Below are 15,683 nucleotides of genomic sequence, written 5' to 3'. Positions count from 1 at the left end.
TGCGCAGTGACAGAAACGGAACCACGGCCCTCGGTGAAGACGTCCCCCCGCCAGCCCGGCGAACGGGCCGGAACGTGGTGGATGAGGTGGGCCCCGGTTGGAGTCAGGGGAGCGGCTCCGCTACCCTCGGGGTCCAGCCCCTATGACCTCCGACCGACTCCTCGGCGAGCCCCGTGCCGCCCGCCTCGTGGCCTTCGTGTTGCTCAACAGCCTCCTCGCCGCGGGCTGCGGCCTGGTGGCCCAACCCGTGGGAGGCTCGGTGCAGGGCCTGCGCGGCTCCCTGGTCCTCCAGCTCAACGGCGGCGAGCAGCTGACGGTGAGCAACAACGGCCCCTTCCTCTTCCCCAAGCTGCTCGAGCCTGGCACGGCCTATCAGGTCGCGATCCTCACCCAGCCCCGCGGACAGACCTGTGAGGTGACGCAGGGCAGTGGCGACATCGGTGACGAGCCCGCCACCAACGTCAAGGTGGCCTGCCAGGACCTGCGCTACGGCATCGGCGTGACGGTGTCGCAGCTCACGGGAACGCTGGTGCTACAGAACAACGGCACCGACCCGATCACCATCACGGCCAACGGCGCCCATACCTTCCCCAGCCGCCTGAGCTCGGGCGAGGCCTACAAGGTCACCGTCCGCACCCATCCCGAGGGCAGCGCCTGCGTAGTGGAGGGTGGCAGGGGAACCCTGGACGCCGCCGACGTGACGAACATCCTCGTCATCTGCGGCCCGGGCCTCCGGCTGGGCGGCACCCTCACCTACGACCATGTGCCCACTCGCCATGGGCCGACCGGCTCGGGGCTCGACTACGCGAACAAGAAGTCCCGTCCGGTGCGCCGGGCGCTGGTGCAGGCCGTGGAGCAGCCCTCGGGCACCGTGCTCGCCAGCACCCTGACGCGCGATGACGGGACGTACTCCATGAGCCTGCCGGGCGCGCAGCCCTACGTGGTGCGCGTCTACGCCGGCTCGGCCGTGACGGACTACCAGCCGGACGGCATCGGCCAGGACGACTGCCGGGGCGCCTCGTGGGAGGTCCACCTCGTGGACAACACCCGGGAGCAGGCCCGCTACGCCATGCAGTCCGACACCTTCACGGGCTCCAACCTCGATGCGGACATGCACGCCGGAATCGCTCACGACACGTCCGGCTACACCGACCGTACCGGCGCGCCCTTCGCCCTCCTGGACACCCTGGTGAGCGCCATGGAGCGCGTGTGCACCGCGGACCCGAAGATGGCCCTCCCGCTGCTGCGGGCCAACTGGAGCCCCAACAACACCGACGAGTCGGGCAAGTGGCAGACCGGCGCCATCGGCACCTCGCACTACACGCGCGTGGACGACGTCTCCAACCTCTTCATCCTCGGCCAGGAGGGCGTGGACACCGACGAGTACGACGACCACGTCATCGCGCACGAGTTCGGCCACTTCCTGGAGGACCGGCTCTACCGCTCGGACAGCATCGGCGGCTCGCATTCGTCCGCGCAGTCCCTGGTGCCCACGGTCGCCTTCGGTGAAGGGTATGGCAACGCCTTCTCCGGCATGACCTTCAATGACCCGGTGTACGTGGACACCTCCGGCCGCAAGCAGGGCTCCGGCTTCACCATCCCGGTGGCCGTGACGCCCCAGGGGGATGACCGCGGTGTGTACAGCGAGACGAGCGTCCAGTACCTCCTCTGGAGCCTGTACGAGAACCGGGATGCCACGGCAAGCAGCGGCAACTACGACCGCATCCACGACGTGCTGCGCAACGCCCACCGGACGCAGCCGGCCTTCACCACCGTGCACACCTTCGCGGCCGCGTACAACCAGCGCTACGGCGCCTCGGCGGAAACCCTGCGCGACCTGTGGGAGCGGGTCCTCGACACGCCCTACGACGCGCTGTGCGCCGGCCGGTGCAAGGGCAGCGGGGACACGGCCGACCTCTTCGACGTCGACAACGACATCGGCGCGCACTACGCGCAGGGCGCCGTGGGAGCGCGCGGCTACCCCGCGGATACCTTCAACTACCAGCCGGCGGACTTCTGGCGCCTGTACCGGGTGCTGGCTTCTGGAGCCAACGAGCCCACCGCCCACGACCGGACGAACTCCGGTGGCTACAACTACGCCTACAACAAGTTCGGCTACAACCGCTGGTACCGCTTCACCGCCACGGGCACGCGTACCACGGTGAGCCTCTCCAACCTCCAGGGCGCCACGTGCGCACAGGACGTGCTCGACTTCTACGTCTACGGCGGCGGCGAGCTCGTCGCCCGTGCGGCGACCGAGAATGGCTGTGAGCAGACGACGTTCGACTCCGTGCCCGGCACCGAGTACGTGCTCGACATCGAGGGCTACGAGTCCGAGGTGACCGGCTGGACCGTGACCATCACCCCGTGAGCGACACCCGGAAGGAACTCCACGACATGCGAACCCCCGTGCTCATCGCGACATTGGCCCTCGGCTGTGCGGCCGCCACGCCCGCCGAGGCCCACAAGCCCCCCGCCCCGGAGGCACCCGCTCCCGTGGCGCGCCCCTCCACTCCCGCGCCCAAGACGGACCGGAAGGCGGAGCCCTGGAACGGCGGCAAGGCCCGGCCGCCCTTCACCCTGCGAGCCACGCCTCGGGGCAGTGTGAAGGCGGAGTCGCCGCTCACCCTCGTGGCCACTGTCGTCCCGGAGCAGACCTGCACCTCGCTGAGCACGCGCGTGCGCGGCACGGAGGGAGTCGTGGTGCAGGGTGCCGAGAAGCAGCACCCCACCTGCGAGCCGGGTCAGCCCGCCGTCCACGAGGTCACCGTGACGGTGCCCCCGGGCGTCTCCGGCCATGCCGTCGTGGACGTGCGGATGGAGGTGCAGGGCCGCATCTACGAGTCCTCGCAGTCCATTCCCCTGAGCGCCGAGGGCGCGACCCCGGCGAGCAAGCCGCAGCCGGGCACGGTGGAGCGGGACGAGAACGGAGGAAAGGTCATCATCCTGCGCCCCTCGAAGAAGGAGCAGTAGCGGCCCGTCGCTCCACGGCGAGGGAAAGGGCACTCACACCGGAGTGCCCATCACCTTCGCGGCCCAGCGGCGAGTCTCGTCTTCCACATACTTCATCAACGAGTCGAAGCTCCCCGCGCGCATCAACTCCACCAGCCGCTCGTCCCGTGCGATGAGCTCGATCGCATCGTAGGGAAAGCCGATATCCACATCACCCGACTCCTGGCAGCTCGGGTCCGCGGCCTTGAGCTCCAGGTAGCGCGAGAGGGTGTCGAAGAACCGGTCCACGTTGGAGGCCACGGGCATGACCCTCGAAATGCCTATCAATGATTTCGGCGGCGCGTCTCACTTCATCCGCTGTCGGGTTGGAACGAGCCTGTCGAAACCTCCCCCACAAGAAGTTGATCTCCCTGTGAACGTGCCTTTGCAACATCGCCAGGTTTTCTCCCGCGTTGATGTCTTCATCGGGGAAGAGGTGCGCGTGTTCGAGCTGGCGCCGATGGTGGATGGGAAGAGTACGCCCCTGATCGGACAGGACCTCCGCGAACCGCGGGTACAACTCCGCGTAGTGCTTGCGAGCCGCCGCGCGAAGCACATTTTTAGGAGAATGCGTCAAGCCGCTGACCAGCGGCGGTGAAAACACCCACCTCGGGTAGCGACTACCCGCGGAAGGAACCCTCGGAGCACCAGTCCGCGGCGCGCTCCGGTCGCGTCCTCGCGGGCCTCTCCGCGTCCGCCACCAGCTCGCGCAGCGTGTCGAGATCCACCGGCTTGACGAGGTGGGTATCGAAGCCCGCCTCGCGCGAGCGCTGACGGTCCGAGGCCTGCCCGTAGCCGGTGAGCGCCACCAGCCGCAGGTCCGCGCCACCCGGCCGCTGCCTCATCCGGCGCGCCACCTCGTACCCGTCCATTCCCGGCAGGCCGATGTCGAGGAAGACCACGTCGGGGTCCACTCGGTCCACGTGCTCCAGTGCCGTCAGGCCATCGTGCACCACCGTCACCTGGTGCCCATCCAGCTCCAGCACCTCGCCGAGCAGCTCCGCGGCATCCACGTTGTCGTCCACCACGAGCACGCGGCGGCCCACGGAGGGCGTCTCCCGCTCGGGCCGCGTGGCCTCGGACACCACCGGCACCCGCGCCTCGGGCAGCACCGGCAGCCGCACCGTGAAGACACTGCCCCGGCCGACTCCCTCGCTCGCCACCTCCACGCGCCCGCCGTGCATCTCCACCAGCCGCTTCACCAGCGTCAGCCCCAGGCCCAGTCCGCCCTGCGCCCGGTCCAGCGTGCGCGCCACCTGCATGAAGGGCTCGAAGAGGTGCGGCAGCGCCTCGGCGGGAATCCCCATCCCCGTGTCCGCTACCCGCATCACCGCCTCGCCCCCCTCTTGCTCCAGCGTCAGGGTGATGCGGCCACCGCGCTCCGAGTACTTGGCCGCGTTGTGCAGCAGGTTGGTGAGCACCTGCTCCATGCGCACCGGGTCCGCCTCCGTCCACACCGGCCCCACCGGCAGCTCCGCGCGCAGGGTGTGCCCCCGTGACTCGGAGAAGGGCCGCGCCGCATCCAGCGCACGCCCCACCGCGGCCACCAACTCCAACGGCCGCTTCTGGAGCTGGATCTTCCCCCGCGTCACCCGCGACACGTCGAGCAGGTCATCCACCAGCCGCCGCATGTGGTGCACCTGGCGCTCCACCACCTCACGTTCCCGGTCGAGGTGCTGCCCCTCCCGTTGCTTGCGCTCCATGAGTTGCACGGCGGTGAGCACCGGGGCCAGGGGATTGCGCAGCTCATGGGCGAGCATGGCGAGGAAGTCGTCCTTGCGCTGGTCCGCCTCGCGCAACTGCGCCTCCACGCGGGCCCGCTCCCTCAGGGCCACGCGCAACCCATCCGCGCTCCGCTCCGCCTCCGTGCGCGCCCGCACCTGGGCAAGCGTCATGAGGAAGAAGGCCAGGCTCACCAGCACTCCCGCCACCGAGAAGGGCAGCACCAGCCGCGCCGAGGCCAACTCGTCGAAGACGGGCAGCGAGGCGAAAGAGAGCGTCCACGGCCGCCCGGCCACGGTGATCGTCGCGGTGGTGGTGAACATGGGCGCACCCGGCATGGCCCCGGCGCCGTGCGAGCTGTGCAGCAGGTTCTCGGGGTCCACCACCGGGCCGTCGTAGAGCTCGAAGGCCACGCGCGGCTGCCGCTCGGTGCCGAAGATGCCGCGGAGCAGGTCGCCCGCGCGGAAGGGGCTGTAGACGAAGCCGACGAGCGCTTCACGCCGCCCCTCCACCGTGTCCGGCACGCGGCCTCCCCGGTAGACGGGCAGGTACAGCAGGAAGCCCGCCTGCTTCTCCTCGTGAATCTCCTGCTTGAGCGTCACCTTGGCGGTGAGGGCGGGCCGCCCCGTGTCCCGGGCCCGCGCCATGGCCTCCCGGCGGGTGGGCTCGGAGTACATGTTGTAGCCCATGGCCGCCTGGTTCCTCGCGTCGCGCGGCTCCAGGAAGACGACGGAGTGGAGCTCGCTCCCGGTGCTCTCCGGCCAGACGTGGAAGTCTGGCATCCCTCCCGCCGTGCGTGCCCAGTGCTCCAGGGCGGGACGTTCCCCGGGCGAGAAGCGCCGGGAGAAGCCAATTCCCTGGATGCCGGGGTACTGGAGCTGCACCCGCAGCAGCTGGACGAACTCGGAGAACTCGGTTGGCGTCACGTCGTGCTGGGTGGCGAACAGGCCCTCGGTCCCTTCCAGCAGCGCGATATAGGTATCCAGCCGGCGCTCGATGCGGTCGGAGGCGGCCTGCACCCGGTTCTCGAAGCGTGCCTCGTCGATTGCCCGGACGTTGGTCTTCAGCAGCAGGCTCACACAGCACGTGAGCAGCAGCGAGAGAGCGAGCACGCCCCAGGGAACGAGGTTGCGCGGGAGCCGGAGCAGAGAGGGAGGGCGAAGGAGTTTCGTCACGGGTGAGCCGTTGGAGCAGAGCCACAACGCACCAGCGGCGCCCTCTCCATCCACGCCCGGTGATGAACGCCCCACTGCCCTCGCGGGCGGCCTCGTTGCTCGCGCTCCAAGGGGTCCCTAGCTTGTTCGGGTCGGGTCGCTTGGGACGGCACACCGACGTGGGCTGCCCGGTGGGGAGGACTGGGGGATGTCATGCCAGACAACACCGGTCGGAGCGGAGGCGGAGACTCCTCGGACCCAGGATTCGAGGACTCGGACTTCGGCGACGAGCTGGCAAGGGCCGTCGCCGGAGGCCCCTCCCTGCTGCGCCTTCCGACCCAGGGCGAGCAGCTGGGAGGACGCGACGGCCACCGCTTCCAGATTCTCGAGCAGCTGGGCGGCGGCTCCATGGGCCGGGTGTTCCGGGCCTGGGACTCGCGGCTGAGGCGCGAGGTGGCGCTCAAGTTCCTGCTCCCTCGCTCCCCCCTGGCGGATGAGGAGCTCGTCTCGATGCTGCAGCAGGAGGCCCGGGCCATCGCGCAGCTGGCCCATGCCAACATCGTCCGCCTCTTCGACACGTCCGAGTGGTCCGGCGCGCCCTGGGAGCCGCGCATTCCCTTCCTCATCATGGAATGTCTGGAGGGAGAATCGCTCTCGTCGGTGCTGCGGCGGGAGCAGCGGTTGGAGCCCCAGCGCGCCCTGGAGATCATGTCCGGCATCGCCGCGGGGCTGGCCCACGCCCACGAGCACCACGTCATCCACCGGGACATGAAGCCGAGCAATGTCTTCCTCACCCGGCAGGGCGAGGTGAAGCTGCTCGACTTCGGCCTGGCGTGGCTGCTGGAGGAGGGGACGGCACCCGGTTTCCTCGACCTGCCCAGCGCCGGCACGCCAGCCTACATGGCGCCGGAACAGTGGACGGGCCGGCGGCAGGATGAGCGGACCGACATCTGGTCCGCGGGAGTCGTGCTGTACGAAATGCTCACCGGCACCCTCCCCTATCCGACCACCACCATTCCCGAGTTGCGCGCGCGGGTGCTCTCCGACGAGCCCATTCCGCCCGTGCGCGAGTACCACCCGGAGCTACCCCGGGAGGTGGAACCCCTGCTGGCCACGCTGCTGGCCAAGGCCCCCGAGCAGCGCTACCAGACGGCGCAGGAGCTCGTGGAGGAGCTGCGCGAGCTGACCGAGCGGCTCGGCTACCACGGGCGGAGCGTGCGCACCGTGGCCGCCGAGCGCCGGCAGGTGACGCTCGTGTCCTGCCAGTTGAGCGGACTGGCCGGGCTGGTGGAACCACTGGACACCGAGGAGCTGGGCGAGTTGGAGGATGCCTTCCAACAGCGCTGCGCGGAGCTCGTCCAGCTGCGGGGCGGCTCCATCGCCCTGTACCTCGGTGACGAGGTGCTGGCCTGCTTCGGCTACCCGGTGGCGCGGGAGGAGGATTCGGAACACGCCGTCCAGGTGGGGTTGGCCCTGGTGCGGGACCTCCCCGCGTTCCTCCAACGGAAGCTGCCGCATCTGCCTCCGGATGCCCTGGCCCTCCGGGTGGGCATCCACACGGACCTGATGACGCTGGGCGAGCACACCCGGGGCCAGGGAGGCCAGGCGCTGCTCCTCCAGGGCGAGGCCCCGAAGGTGGCCACCTGGCTGGCGGAGCAGGCCGAGCCCCACACCGTCGTCCTCAGCGAGTCCACCTGGGCGCTGGTGCGCGCGACGTTCGAGACCGAGGCGCTCGGGTCCCGCCCATACCGGGGCCTCTCGGGGCCGCGGCCCCTCGGCCTCCACCGGGTGCTGCACGAGCGGCCAGCGACGTTCCGCTTCGAGCGGGCACTCGCCGCCGCCGGGGGCCTCACCCCGCTGGTGGGACGCGAGGACGAGCTGCGGCGGCTCCTCGCATGCTGGAACGAGGCGCGGCAGGGCAAGGGGTCCTTCGTCCTCGTCAGTGGAGAGGCGGGCCTCGGCAAGTCCCGCCTCATCCAGGAGCTGCACCAGCGGATGGGCCAGGAGCCGTGTGAGCACTTCCAGGTCCAGTGCTGGCCGCAGTCGAGCACCAGCGCCTTCCAACCCGCCATCGAGGTACTGCGGCGCCTCTTCCCCTCGCGCGCGCTGTTACCGCGAGAGCCGGGCCTATCCCCCGAGCACACCTCGCTCCTCGTCCAGCTCCTCTCGCAGCCCCTGCCCGAGGGACTCCCCTTTCCCCAGCTCTCGCCGGAGTGGCGCAAGGAGCGCACCTTCGAGGCCGTGGCGGAGCTGCTGTCGCGCGTGGCCCGCGAGCGGCCGGTGCTCGGCGTGGTGGAGGATCTGCACTGGGCGGACCCCTCCACGCTGGAGCTGCTCGGCTACCTCCTGGAGCGGGTGGAGAAGGAGCGCGTCCTCTTCGTCCTCAGCGCCCGGCCCGACTTCCACCCCACCTGGCCTCGCCGTCCCTGGATGCACACGCTCACGCTGGAGCGACTGCCACCGGAGCTCACCGCCGCCCTGGTTCGCGAGTCCGCCCACGGCCATGCGCTGCCCCCGGGGCTGATCCAACAGCTCGTGGCCCGGACGGACGGCATCCCCCTCTTCGTGGAGGAGATGACGCACATGGTGCTGGAGCATGGGACACCCGGCTCCATCCCCATCACCCTCAACGAGCTGTTGCTGGCGCGGTTGGATCTACTGCCCGCCCGGCAGAAGGCGCTGGCCCAGTCCTGCGCGGCGCTCGGGCGAGGCTTCTCGCACGCGCTGCTGACGGCGCTGACGCGGCAGAGACCCGCTTCGCTGCGGCGCGACCTGGAGGGCCTGGTTGCCTCCGGGGTGCTGCAACCCCGCGCCGAGGGCACCGGGCCCCCCGGCTACCAGTTCCGCCATGCCCTCCTCCAGGACGCGGCGTGGCGCTCGCTGCCGCTCGGAGCGCGCCGGCGGCTCCACCAGCGCATCACCCAGGCCTTGCTGGAGCAATCCCCCGAGGTGGCGGAGGCACAGCCGGAGTTGCTCGCCCACCACTTCACCGAGGCCGGCGAGTACGCCCGGGCCCTGCCCTACTGGGAGCGGGCGGGACACAACGCGAGCCTGCGCTCGGCCAACCAGGAGGCGGTGAGCCACTTCCGGCAGGCCCTGCGGATGCTGCGCCTGCTGCCCGAGGAGCCGCGGCGGCTGCAGCGGGAGTTGCGGCTGCTCATCGCCCTGGGGACGCCGCTGGCCCAGGTGCAGGGCTACCGCTCGGAGGAGGTGGAGCGGACGTACACCCGGGCGCGCGAGCTCATCCACCAGGTGGGCGAGGCGCTGCCACGGCTGCGGCTGTCCTACTTCGGGCTCTTCGCCTACTTCTTCTCGCGGGCGGAGTACACCCTGGCGCACGAACTCGCCGAGCAGCTCGTGGCCCGGGGCGAGCGCCACCAGGATGGGGAGCTGCTCGCCCTGGGGCACCGGATGATGGCGGTGGACTGCTTCATCTGGGGACACATGCCCGCGGCCCTGAAGCACGTGGAGAAGACCCTGGAGTGCTCGGAGCTGCCGCTCGAGGAGCAGCGGGCCATGGCCGAGACGCAGTGGATCAACCCGCGCGCCACGGCGCTGGCCATCGGGGCGATGGTGCACTCGGTGCTCGGCCGGGAGGAGGAAGCGCTCCAGTACAGCCGGGAGGCGCTAGAGCTGGCGCGGAACATCGGCCACGCGCACACGTCCGCCAGCGTGCTGACATACCTGGCCGTGGCCTGCCAGCTGCGGGGCGAAGCGGAGTGCGCGCTGGAGTGGTCCGAGGAGGCCATCACGCTCTCGAACGAGCACGGGTTCCGCGCCTGGAGGGTCTGGGCCACGCTCATCCGCATCTGGGCCCTGTCGGAAGCGGGGGACCCGAAGGGAAGACTGGCGCTCATGCGCGAGACCATGCGGGGCTGGGAAGAGCCGGGCATCCGCGCCGGCCAGCGGCACCACGACCTCGGCCTGCTGGCGGGCCTGTACCTCAAGCTGGGGCAGCCCCGTGAGGCGCTGGAGCTCACCACCGAGGGGCTGGAGCGGGCCAAGACGTCGGGAGAGCACTTCTACGAGGCCGAGCTGCACCGGCTGCGCGGAGAGGCCCTGCGGGCGCTCGGCCACGAGCCGGAGGCGCGCGAGTGTTTCCAGCGGGCCGTGCGGTTGGCGCGGGAGCAGGGGGCCGCCACCTTCGAGCGGCGGGCCCTGCACGAGCTGGAGGCGCACGCGCTCCTCTAATGAGGCAGCTGAAGACGGTGGTCCATGCGCCCCATGGCGTGGATGGCTCCGGCCTCGTCCGGCTGGAACCTGCCCTGGAAGTTCCGCCGGCACAGGATGCTGTCCATTCCATACACCAGCTTGTTCATCCAGCTGCCGTCGATGATGAACTCGGCCACCTGCTGGGCTTCCCATTCGAGCCGCAGCCGCACCTTGGCGAGCTCCTCCGGGCCCTTCGCCGACAGCAACCCGAGCACGTTGCACCAGACGCGGTCCCGGTAGTACCGCAGCCCCGTGCTGGTGAGCAGCTCGTCGAACTTGCCCAGGACGCCGCTGAACAGCCGCATGCCTCCGCCGAACTCGCGCCCGAGGATGTCCTGGATCTTCGGGTTGCAACGCACGAGGACGTTGTTCATCTGGTCATGGTCGAACTTCCGCCGGGCCATGAGCTCCGCGTCCCGATGCTCTCCGGCTCGTCGAATGAATTCGTGGACGCCATTGGCCAGGTCGAAGTTGATGTGGGCGTTGATGCCGAGCACCATGTTCTGGAGAACGCTCGAGGCATGAGGGCTGGCGGCCCGCTCCATGGCGATCTTCCAGGCCTTGCAGGCCGGCTTCTGGAGGGACTGGAAGTAGAGCTGGGCGAACCGGCCCGCGAGCCGATCGACCCACTCGGGGTCGAAGAAGATGGGCTGATCGAAGTCCTCGTTGCCACCATGGACCGAGGCGTTCACCTGGGTCGTCATGACGTAGTAGGCGCGCAGGAAGATGGCCCGCTTGTCGCCGGAGGCGTAGAACTCCCGGAGTTTCTTGCGCATGCAGACGAGCGCCTCGTCCGTGTTCCGGGGCCTGTGCATGCGAGCGTCACATTCGGCGCCACACATAGGCGACGGGGTATGGATATCCGCCATATCGACTCTCCCTCTCAGTGCGTCACACCCAAGACGGTTGGAGAGGAAGAGAGCCGGATGTGACACAGGAGGGCCTGGCCCGTCCGCCCGCTCCCCCACGAGGACTGACGAGGAAGCGAGGGCAAGATGGCCCACCACCCCTCTCCCTCTGGGAGAGGGACGGGGTGAGGGTCTACCGGGTGACCGCGGCATCTCCGGAGGAGACCTGCGTCTGCCGTGCCACCCACGCCTTCACACGGGCCTCCAGGATGGAGAGCGGCAGCGCCCCCTGACCCAGCACCTCGTCATGAAAGGCACGCACGTCGAAGCGAGGACCCAGTTCCTTCGTGGCATGAGCGCGCAGCTCCTTCAGCTTCAGCTCGCCCAGCTTGTACGCGAGGGCCTGTCCGGGCCAGACGATGTAGCGGTCCACCTCCACGACGATGTCGTGCTCCGCCTTGCTGGCGTTGTCCTTGAAGAACTGGATGGCCTGCTCGCGCGACCACCCCTTGGCGTGCATGCCGGTGTCGACCACGAGCCGGATGGCGCGCCACATCTCGTAGGTGAGCTGGCCGAACTTCGCGTACGGGTCGCGATACATCCCGATCTCCGGCCCGAGCGACTCGGCATACAAGCCCCAGCCCTCGATGAAGGCGGTATAGCCCCCGAAGCGGCGGAACTTCGGCACGTCCGTCAGCTCCTGCGCGAGGGCGAGCTGGAGGTGATGACCGGGCACGGCCTCGTGGAGCGTGAGGGCCTCCATCTCCCACCTGGGGCGGGACTTCAGGTCATACGTGTTGGCGTAGAACCGTCCGGCGCGCCCGGCCTCGATTGAGCCGCGCATGTAGTACGCCGTCGTCTGCGTCCTCTCGGAGTACTCGGGGACGGGGAAGACACCGTACGGCAGCCGGGGCAGGCGGCCGAAGAGGCGCGGCAGCTCGGGGTCCACGCGCTTGGCGATGTCGCGGTAGGCGACGAGCAGCGCGTCCTTGCTGTCGAAGAAGAAGCGCGGATCCGTGCGCAGGAAGGTGAAGAACGCGGGGAGGTCTCCCTTGAAGCCCGCCTGGGCCTTCACCCGCTCCATCTCCGCGCGGATGCGCGCCACCTCCGAGAGCCCCAGTTGATGAATCTGCTCGGGCGACAACTCCGTGGTGGTCATCCGCCGCACGTTCCACGCGTACCAGGCCGCGCCATCGGGCAGGGCGGAGAGGGCGATGGACTCACGGGTGCGCGGCAGGTACTCGTCGACGAAGAAGCGGAGCAGCTCGCGGTAGGCGGGGAACACGGACTCGCGCAGGGCGATGACGGCCTGCTCGCGCAGCCGGGCCTGGGCCTCGGGAGGGATGGAGGCGGGGAAGGAGGAGAAGACGTTGGTGTAGATGGGGCTCTTCGTGGGGTCGTCGACGAGCTGGTTCCGGATGAGGCCGGCCACGTCGCGCAGGGTGACACGGGGCGGAGTGACACCGGTCTCCGCGCCCTTGCGCATCAGCGCGATGGACTGCGCCATGTACACGGGCAGGAGCTTCATGCGCTGGATGAAGTCCTCGTGGTTCTTCACCGTGCCCCGGGGCATGGAGACGGAGAGCTCGGGCAGGAGCGTGTGGGGCCCGTCGAGCTGGGAGAGCTGGATGTACTCGTCGGGGAAGCGCAGGCCCTCGATGGACTCGTCGAGCTCGCACAGGAAGAGCTGGTAGTCGAGCCGGGCGGACTCGGAGAGGCGGGCGGGGTCGATGCCCTCGAGCTGGCGCCGCACGTCGCGCAGGTGCTGCTTGCGCCGGTCGATGGCTTCGAAGGAGAGGTCGGACAACCGGTCGTCGTAGCGCGAGTCCCCGATGGCGGTGGCGAACAGGGGGAACTCGCGCAGGCGCCACTGCCAATCCTCCTCGAGGAGGGCGGCGAAGCGCGCGTCCTCGGTGGACGCGGGAGCGGAGGCCCCGGGGGCACGGGCCACGGTGCTCGCGGTGGGAGTGGCACACGACGAGACGGAGAGCAGGACGAACAGGAGCGAGGCTCGGTTCATGGGTGCCCGGGTTTTCGCACGGAGCGTTGCCCGGGAAAAAATGCTCGCGTGACCTTCGAGGCGCCCTGGGCGGGCGCGTGCCCCCTACACCTCGGGGACCGGACGCAGGAACCGGGCCTGGCGGCGAGCCCGGCGCTCCTCGCGACGCTGGTGCTGGCGGACCACCATGCCGTAGGTGATGCGATAGCCCACCCACGCGGTGGGCACGCCCAACAGCACGCCCCCGATGACGAGGCCGAGCATCACCTCGAGCGCACCGGGACCGGAGAAGGAGAACGCGCTCAGGTCGAAGGCCGCGGCCTCGACGCCGGCCTGCTGCTGCGATGCCGGAAGGAGGCGGTGCGCGATGGGCCGGCCGACGAGATAGCAGAGCCCATACACGGGGGCGGCGGTGACGGGATTGTTGAGCCACACGCCCGCGGCGGCGGCAACGCGCGAGAGCTGGAAGTGCGTCACCCGGCGAAACACCTCGGCGACGAAGAGGGCCAGGGGCAGTTGCAGGCCCATGATGGGCAGCAGGGCGATGAACAGCCCCAGCGCCATGCCGGCGGCGATCTCCTCCGGACCGCCCGCGCCGCGCAGGATGCGCACACGGGCACGCCGGTACTTGCTCTTCACGACCTTCCACCAGGACAACACGGGCCACCACTCTTCTTCTGGCCGAATTCCTTCGGAACCAGCGCCAGGATAATGCGAAGCCGGCGCGTCCGCAGGAGGACGTGGCGCGGCGCGGCCGCCCGCCCGCGCTCGAGAATCATATGGCCTGCAAGGAACTCGGGAAGGGGCGGAACCCGAGCGCGGCCTCCACGAAGACGCGCAGCTCGCCCGCGGCCCAGGGGGTGGCGAGGGCGAAGTGGATGATGCTGGACTGGCTGAGGGTGGAGGCCTCCGCGGGCCGGAACTTCCTGGACAAGAGGATGCGAGGGCCGGGGTAGTCCCGCTCCACGAGGGTGGAGAGGAAGTCCGCCGCCCCCTTCGCGTCGGCGAGCCCCAGGTCGACGATGATGGCGGTGGGAGCCGGCTCGAGGTCGAGCAGGGGCAGGGCCAGGGCGAAGGTGTTCGCGGGGAGCAGCTCGAAGCCCGGGGTGAGCTCCCGGCGGGCGGTCTCGCGCAGGCCGGCGTCGTCGGCCACGAAGAGGATCCGGATGATTCCGGAGGCCCCACGACCCTGGGGGCGTCCATCACCCTGCGTCTTTCGGGAAGGAGGCTCGGGAGGCACGAAACCAGCGTAACGCCGGGAAAGAACGCTGGGCAACGCATTGCGTCTCCCCGCGACGGATAGTGAACCTCGCGAGCACCCGCGCCCCGCGCTCACACCCGGCAACCGGGCAGCCGCCCGCCGCGCCATCCCGCCACGCCTCCCCTCCCCGGAGGCTCCCCCACGAGCGGACGGGCAGGGGCCCGCCACATGGGGGCCCCTCCGTCCTTATCCTCCGGGCATGAAGCACTCATACGCGAAGCGAATCGGTCCACTTCTCGGGATGGCCGCCCTGCTCGCTCTGGGGACGGCGGCCGCGCAGGGCGGCACCCAGTACCTCTATCTACGCACGCCCAACGCGGCCATCAGCGCACGGGTCACCGGGGACCGTGTCACCGGCCCCGACCTGCAGCTGGCCCGCGATGGGAAGACGCTGCGCGGGAGGGCCTTCGGCCGGACGGTGTTCCTCGGCCTCAACGGCCAGGAGCTGGGCGGCACCGTGGGCAGCGAGCTGACCCGGCTGAGCTTCGAGCACAAGGGCAACGAGATAGAGGCGACGGGCAGCTTCCATGGCGGCATCGCGCGGATGAACATCACGCCGGAGCGCTTCACCGCCACGGTGGGCCCGTGCAGCTACGACCTGAAGGCCACCCGGGAGGGAGGCTACATGGGCTCGCGCTCGTGTGGAGGCAGGCCGGAGCGGCCCGTGCTCCTCGCGATTCCTCCCGCGCTCGCGCAACAGGGCCCCGCGATGACGCTGGCCACGCTCGGCCTCATCCTGGGCGTCGACTAGGGAGCGTAGGCCCGGAGGAACGTCTCCAGGTGGTCCTCCAGGAAGCGCTCCACGTCCAGCGGCCGGCAGCGCGCGCCCGAGAGCTGCACCTGGTGCAGCAGGCCGAGCACCACCGGGCACACCAGCTCCAGCGCCGCGTGGCGCACATCGCAGCGCCGCAGCTCTCCGTCCGCGATGTGGCGGGACAGCCGCGCCTCCGCTGACTGGAGCGTGGGCTCCAGCAGCTCCTGCACGTACACCGGCCCCAGCGTCTCGTGTCCCACGCTCGCGGTGAGGCCGAAGGCGTGCACCGCGCCCACGCCCAGGCGCCAGCCCGTGAGGAGCGATTGGAGGAACCACTGGAGCGACTCGCGCACCGGGCCATGGGGCTCGGTGGCCGCGGCGAGCAGGTACGGCAGGCCGCGCCGGTGCATGTCCGCCATGACCTCCGACAGCAGCGCCTCGCGCGAGCCGAAGTAGTGACGCAGCGTGGCCACGCTCACCCCGGCCACCTCCGCGAGCTCCCGGAAGCTCGCCTGGGCACCGTCGGGAGCGAGCAGGCGCACGCGGACCGCCTCCAGCAGGCGCTCCCGCTCCTTCTCGTAGTCCGCGTTGCGGCTCCCCTTCACCCGGGCCATGCGCCTTGAATAGCCCGCATGGAGTAGGAAATCCACCCATGCGAGGGCCGTGCCCCTGCTCCCTTCACACTTCGACTTGAAATTAAATAAACCAACCTGAATATTCTATCCCGAGAGAGGTACAGGCG

Annotated in this window: 12 protein-coding genes; 5 read left to right on the top strand and 7 right to left on the bottom strand. The window is 70.0% G+C overall.

The annotated features are described in order from the left end of the window. The first annotated feature begins 142 nt into the window (after window positions 1–142). Entirely contained in the window at window positions 143–2,371 is a 2,229-nt protein-coding gene (locus tag NR810_RS38955; protein ID WP_257460045.1) for a hypothetical protein, read from the top strand. 26 nt (window positions 2,372–2,397) lie between these two features. Beyond that, entirely contained in the window at window positions 2,398–2,973 is a 576-nt protein-coding gene (locus NR810_RS38950; RefSeq protein WP_257460043.1) for a hypothetical protein, read from the top strand. A 33-nt stretch (window positions 2,974–3,006) separates the two neighbouring features. Here NR810_RS38950 and NR810_RS38945 read toward each other — a convergent pair whose 3' ends face one another. Further along, on the bottom strand, window positions 3,007–3,258 hold the full coding sequence (locus NR810_RS38945) for a hypothetical protein (protein WP_257460041.1): 252 nt from the start codon (window positions 3,256–3,258) through the stop codon (window positions 3,007–3,009). Between NR810_RS38945 and NR810_RS38940 the strand changes: the two genes are divergently transcribed. Then, window positions 3,257–3,589 carry a hypothetical protein gene (locus NR810_RS38940; protein ID WP_257460040.1) on the top strand — a complete coding sequence of 111 codons (333 nt, stop codon included), beginning with the start codon at window positions 3,257–3,259 and terminating at the stop codon, window positions 3,587–3,589. The genes NR810_RS38945 and NR810_RS38940 overlap by 2 nt on opposite strands. A gap of 22 nt (window positions 3,590–3,611) precedes the next feature. On the opposite strand, the gene NR810_RS38935 is transcribed toward NR810_RS38940, so the two are convergent. Next, complete coding sequence (locus NR810_RS38935) at window positions 3,612–5,888, bottom strand: CHASE domain-containing protein (RefSeq protein ID WP_257460039.1); 2,277 nt, start codon at window positions 5,886–5,888, stop codon at window positions 3,612–3,614. A gap of 192 nt (window positions 5,889–6,080) precedes the next feature. Here NR810_RS38935 and NR810_RS38930 point away from each other — a divergent pair, with 192 nt between their 5' ends. Beyond that, window positions 6,081–10,058 carry a protein kinase domain-containing protein gene (locus NR810_RS38930; RefSeq protein WP_257460037.1) on the top strand — a complete coding sequence of 1,326 codons (3,978 nt, stop codon included), beginning with the start codon at window positions 6,081–6,083 and terminating at the stop codon, window positions 10,056–10,058. Here the strand turns inward: NR810_RS38930 and NR810_RS38925 are convergent. The 4 genes from NR810_RS38925 to NR810_RS38910 all read right to left on the bottom strand — a co-directional run bounded on the left by NR810_RS38925 (window position 10,055) and on the right by NR810_RS38910 (window position 14,079). After that, the gene (locus NR810_RS38925; RefSeq protein ID WP_257460035.1) at window positions 10,055–10,894 is read right to left on the bottom strand and encodes a DUF5995 family protein; all 840 of its coding nucleotides are present in this window, start codon (window positions 10,892–10,894) and stop codon (window positions 10,055–10,057) included. The two genes, NR810_RS38930 and NR810_RS38925, sit on opposite strands and share 4 nt — an antisense overlap. Window positions 10,895–11,120: 226 nt before the next feature. Continuing rightward, window positions 11,121–12,947, bottom strand: a complete 1,827-nt coding sequence (locus NR810_RS38920) for a DUF885 domain-containing protein (protein WP_257460034.1) — start codon at window positions 12,945–12,947, stop codon at window positions 11,121–11,123. Between the two features lie 84 nt (window positions 12,948–13,031). Then, window positions 13,032–13,586 (bottom strand): DUF2062 domain-containing protein, encoded by a 555-nt coding sequence (locus tag NR810_RS38915; protein WP_257460033.1) that lies wholly within the window; start codon window positions 13,584–13,586, stop codon window positions 13,032–13,034. Between the two features lie 115 nt (window positions 13,587–13,701). Beyond that, the gene (locus NR810_RS38910) at window positions 13,702–14,079 is read right to left on the bottom strand and encodes a hypothetical protein (RefSeq protein WP_257460031.1); all 378 of its coding nucleotides are present in this window, start codon (window positions 14,077–14,079) and stop codon (window positions 13,702–13,704) included. Between the two features lie 307 nt (window positions 14,080–14,386). On the opposite strand from NR810_RS38910, the gene NR810_RS38905 reads away from it, so the two are divergent. Further along, window positions 14,387–14,938, top strand: coding sequence for a hypothetical protein (locus NR810_RS38905; RefSeq protein ID WP_257460030.1), 552 nt, complete (start codon window positions 14,387–14,389; stop codon window positions 14,936–14,938). Here NR810_RS38905 and NR810_RS38900 read toward each other — a convergent pair. After that, window positions 14,935–15,555, bottom strand: coding sequence for a TetR/AcrR family transcriptional regulator (locus tag NR810_RS38900; protein ID WP_257460028.1), 621 nt, complete (start codon window positions 15,553–15,555; stop codon window positions 14,935–14,937). The genes NR810_RS38905 and NR810_RS38900 overlap by 4 nt on opposite strands. Window positions 15,556–15,683 lie beyond the last annotated feature (128 nt).

Source organism: Archangium lipolyticum, from assembly GCF_024623785.1.
GTDB classification, from domain to species: domain Bacteria; phylum Myxococcota; class Myxococcia; order Myxococcales; family Myxococcaceae; genus Archangium; species Archangium lipolyticum.
This window is presented reverse-complemented; position numbering and strand designations above follow the sequence as displayed.

Bases quoted from the DNA above. Each gene is read 5' to 3' on its own strand.
- NR810_RS38930 (WP_257460037.1), top strand. From the start codon at position 6,081: ATGCCAGACAACACCGGTCGGAGCGGAGGCGGAGACTCCTCGGACCCA.
- NR810_RS38920 (WP_257460034.1), bottom strand. From the start codon at position 12,947: ATGAACCGAGCCTCGCTCCTGTTCGTCCTGCTCTCCGTCTCGTCGTGT.
- NR810_RS38945 (WP_257460041.1), bottom strand. From the start codon at position 3,258: ATGCCCGTGGCCTCCAACGTGGACCGGTTCTTCGACACCCTCTCGCGC.
- NR810_RS38905 (WP_257460030.1), top strand. From the start codon at position 14,387: ATGAAGCACTCATACGCGAAGCGAATCGGTCCACTTCTCGGGATGGCC.
- NR810_RS38925 (WP_257460035.1), bottom strand. From the start codon at position 10,894: ATGCACAGGCCCCGGAACACGGACGAGGCGCTCGTCTGCATGCGCAAG.
- NR810_RS38955 (WP_257460045.1), top strand. From the start codon at position 143: ATGACCTCCGACCGACTCCTCGGCGAGCCCCGTGCCGCCCGCCTCGTG.
- NR810_RS38900 (WP_257460028.1), bottom strand. From the start codon at position 15,555: ATGGCCCGGGTGAAGGGGAGCCGCAACGCGGACTACGAGAAGGAGCGG.
- NR810_RS38950 (WP_257460043.1), top strand. From the start codon at position 2,398: ATGCGAACCCCCGTGCTCATCGCGACATTGGCCCTCGGCTGTGCGGCC.
- NR810_RS38940 (WP_257460040.1), top strand. From the start codon at position 3,257: ATGACCCTCGAAATGCCTATCAATGATTTCGGCGGCGCGTCTCACTTC.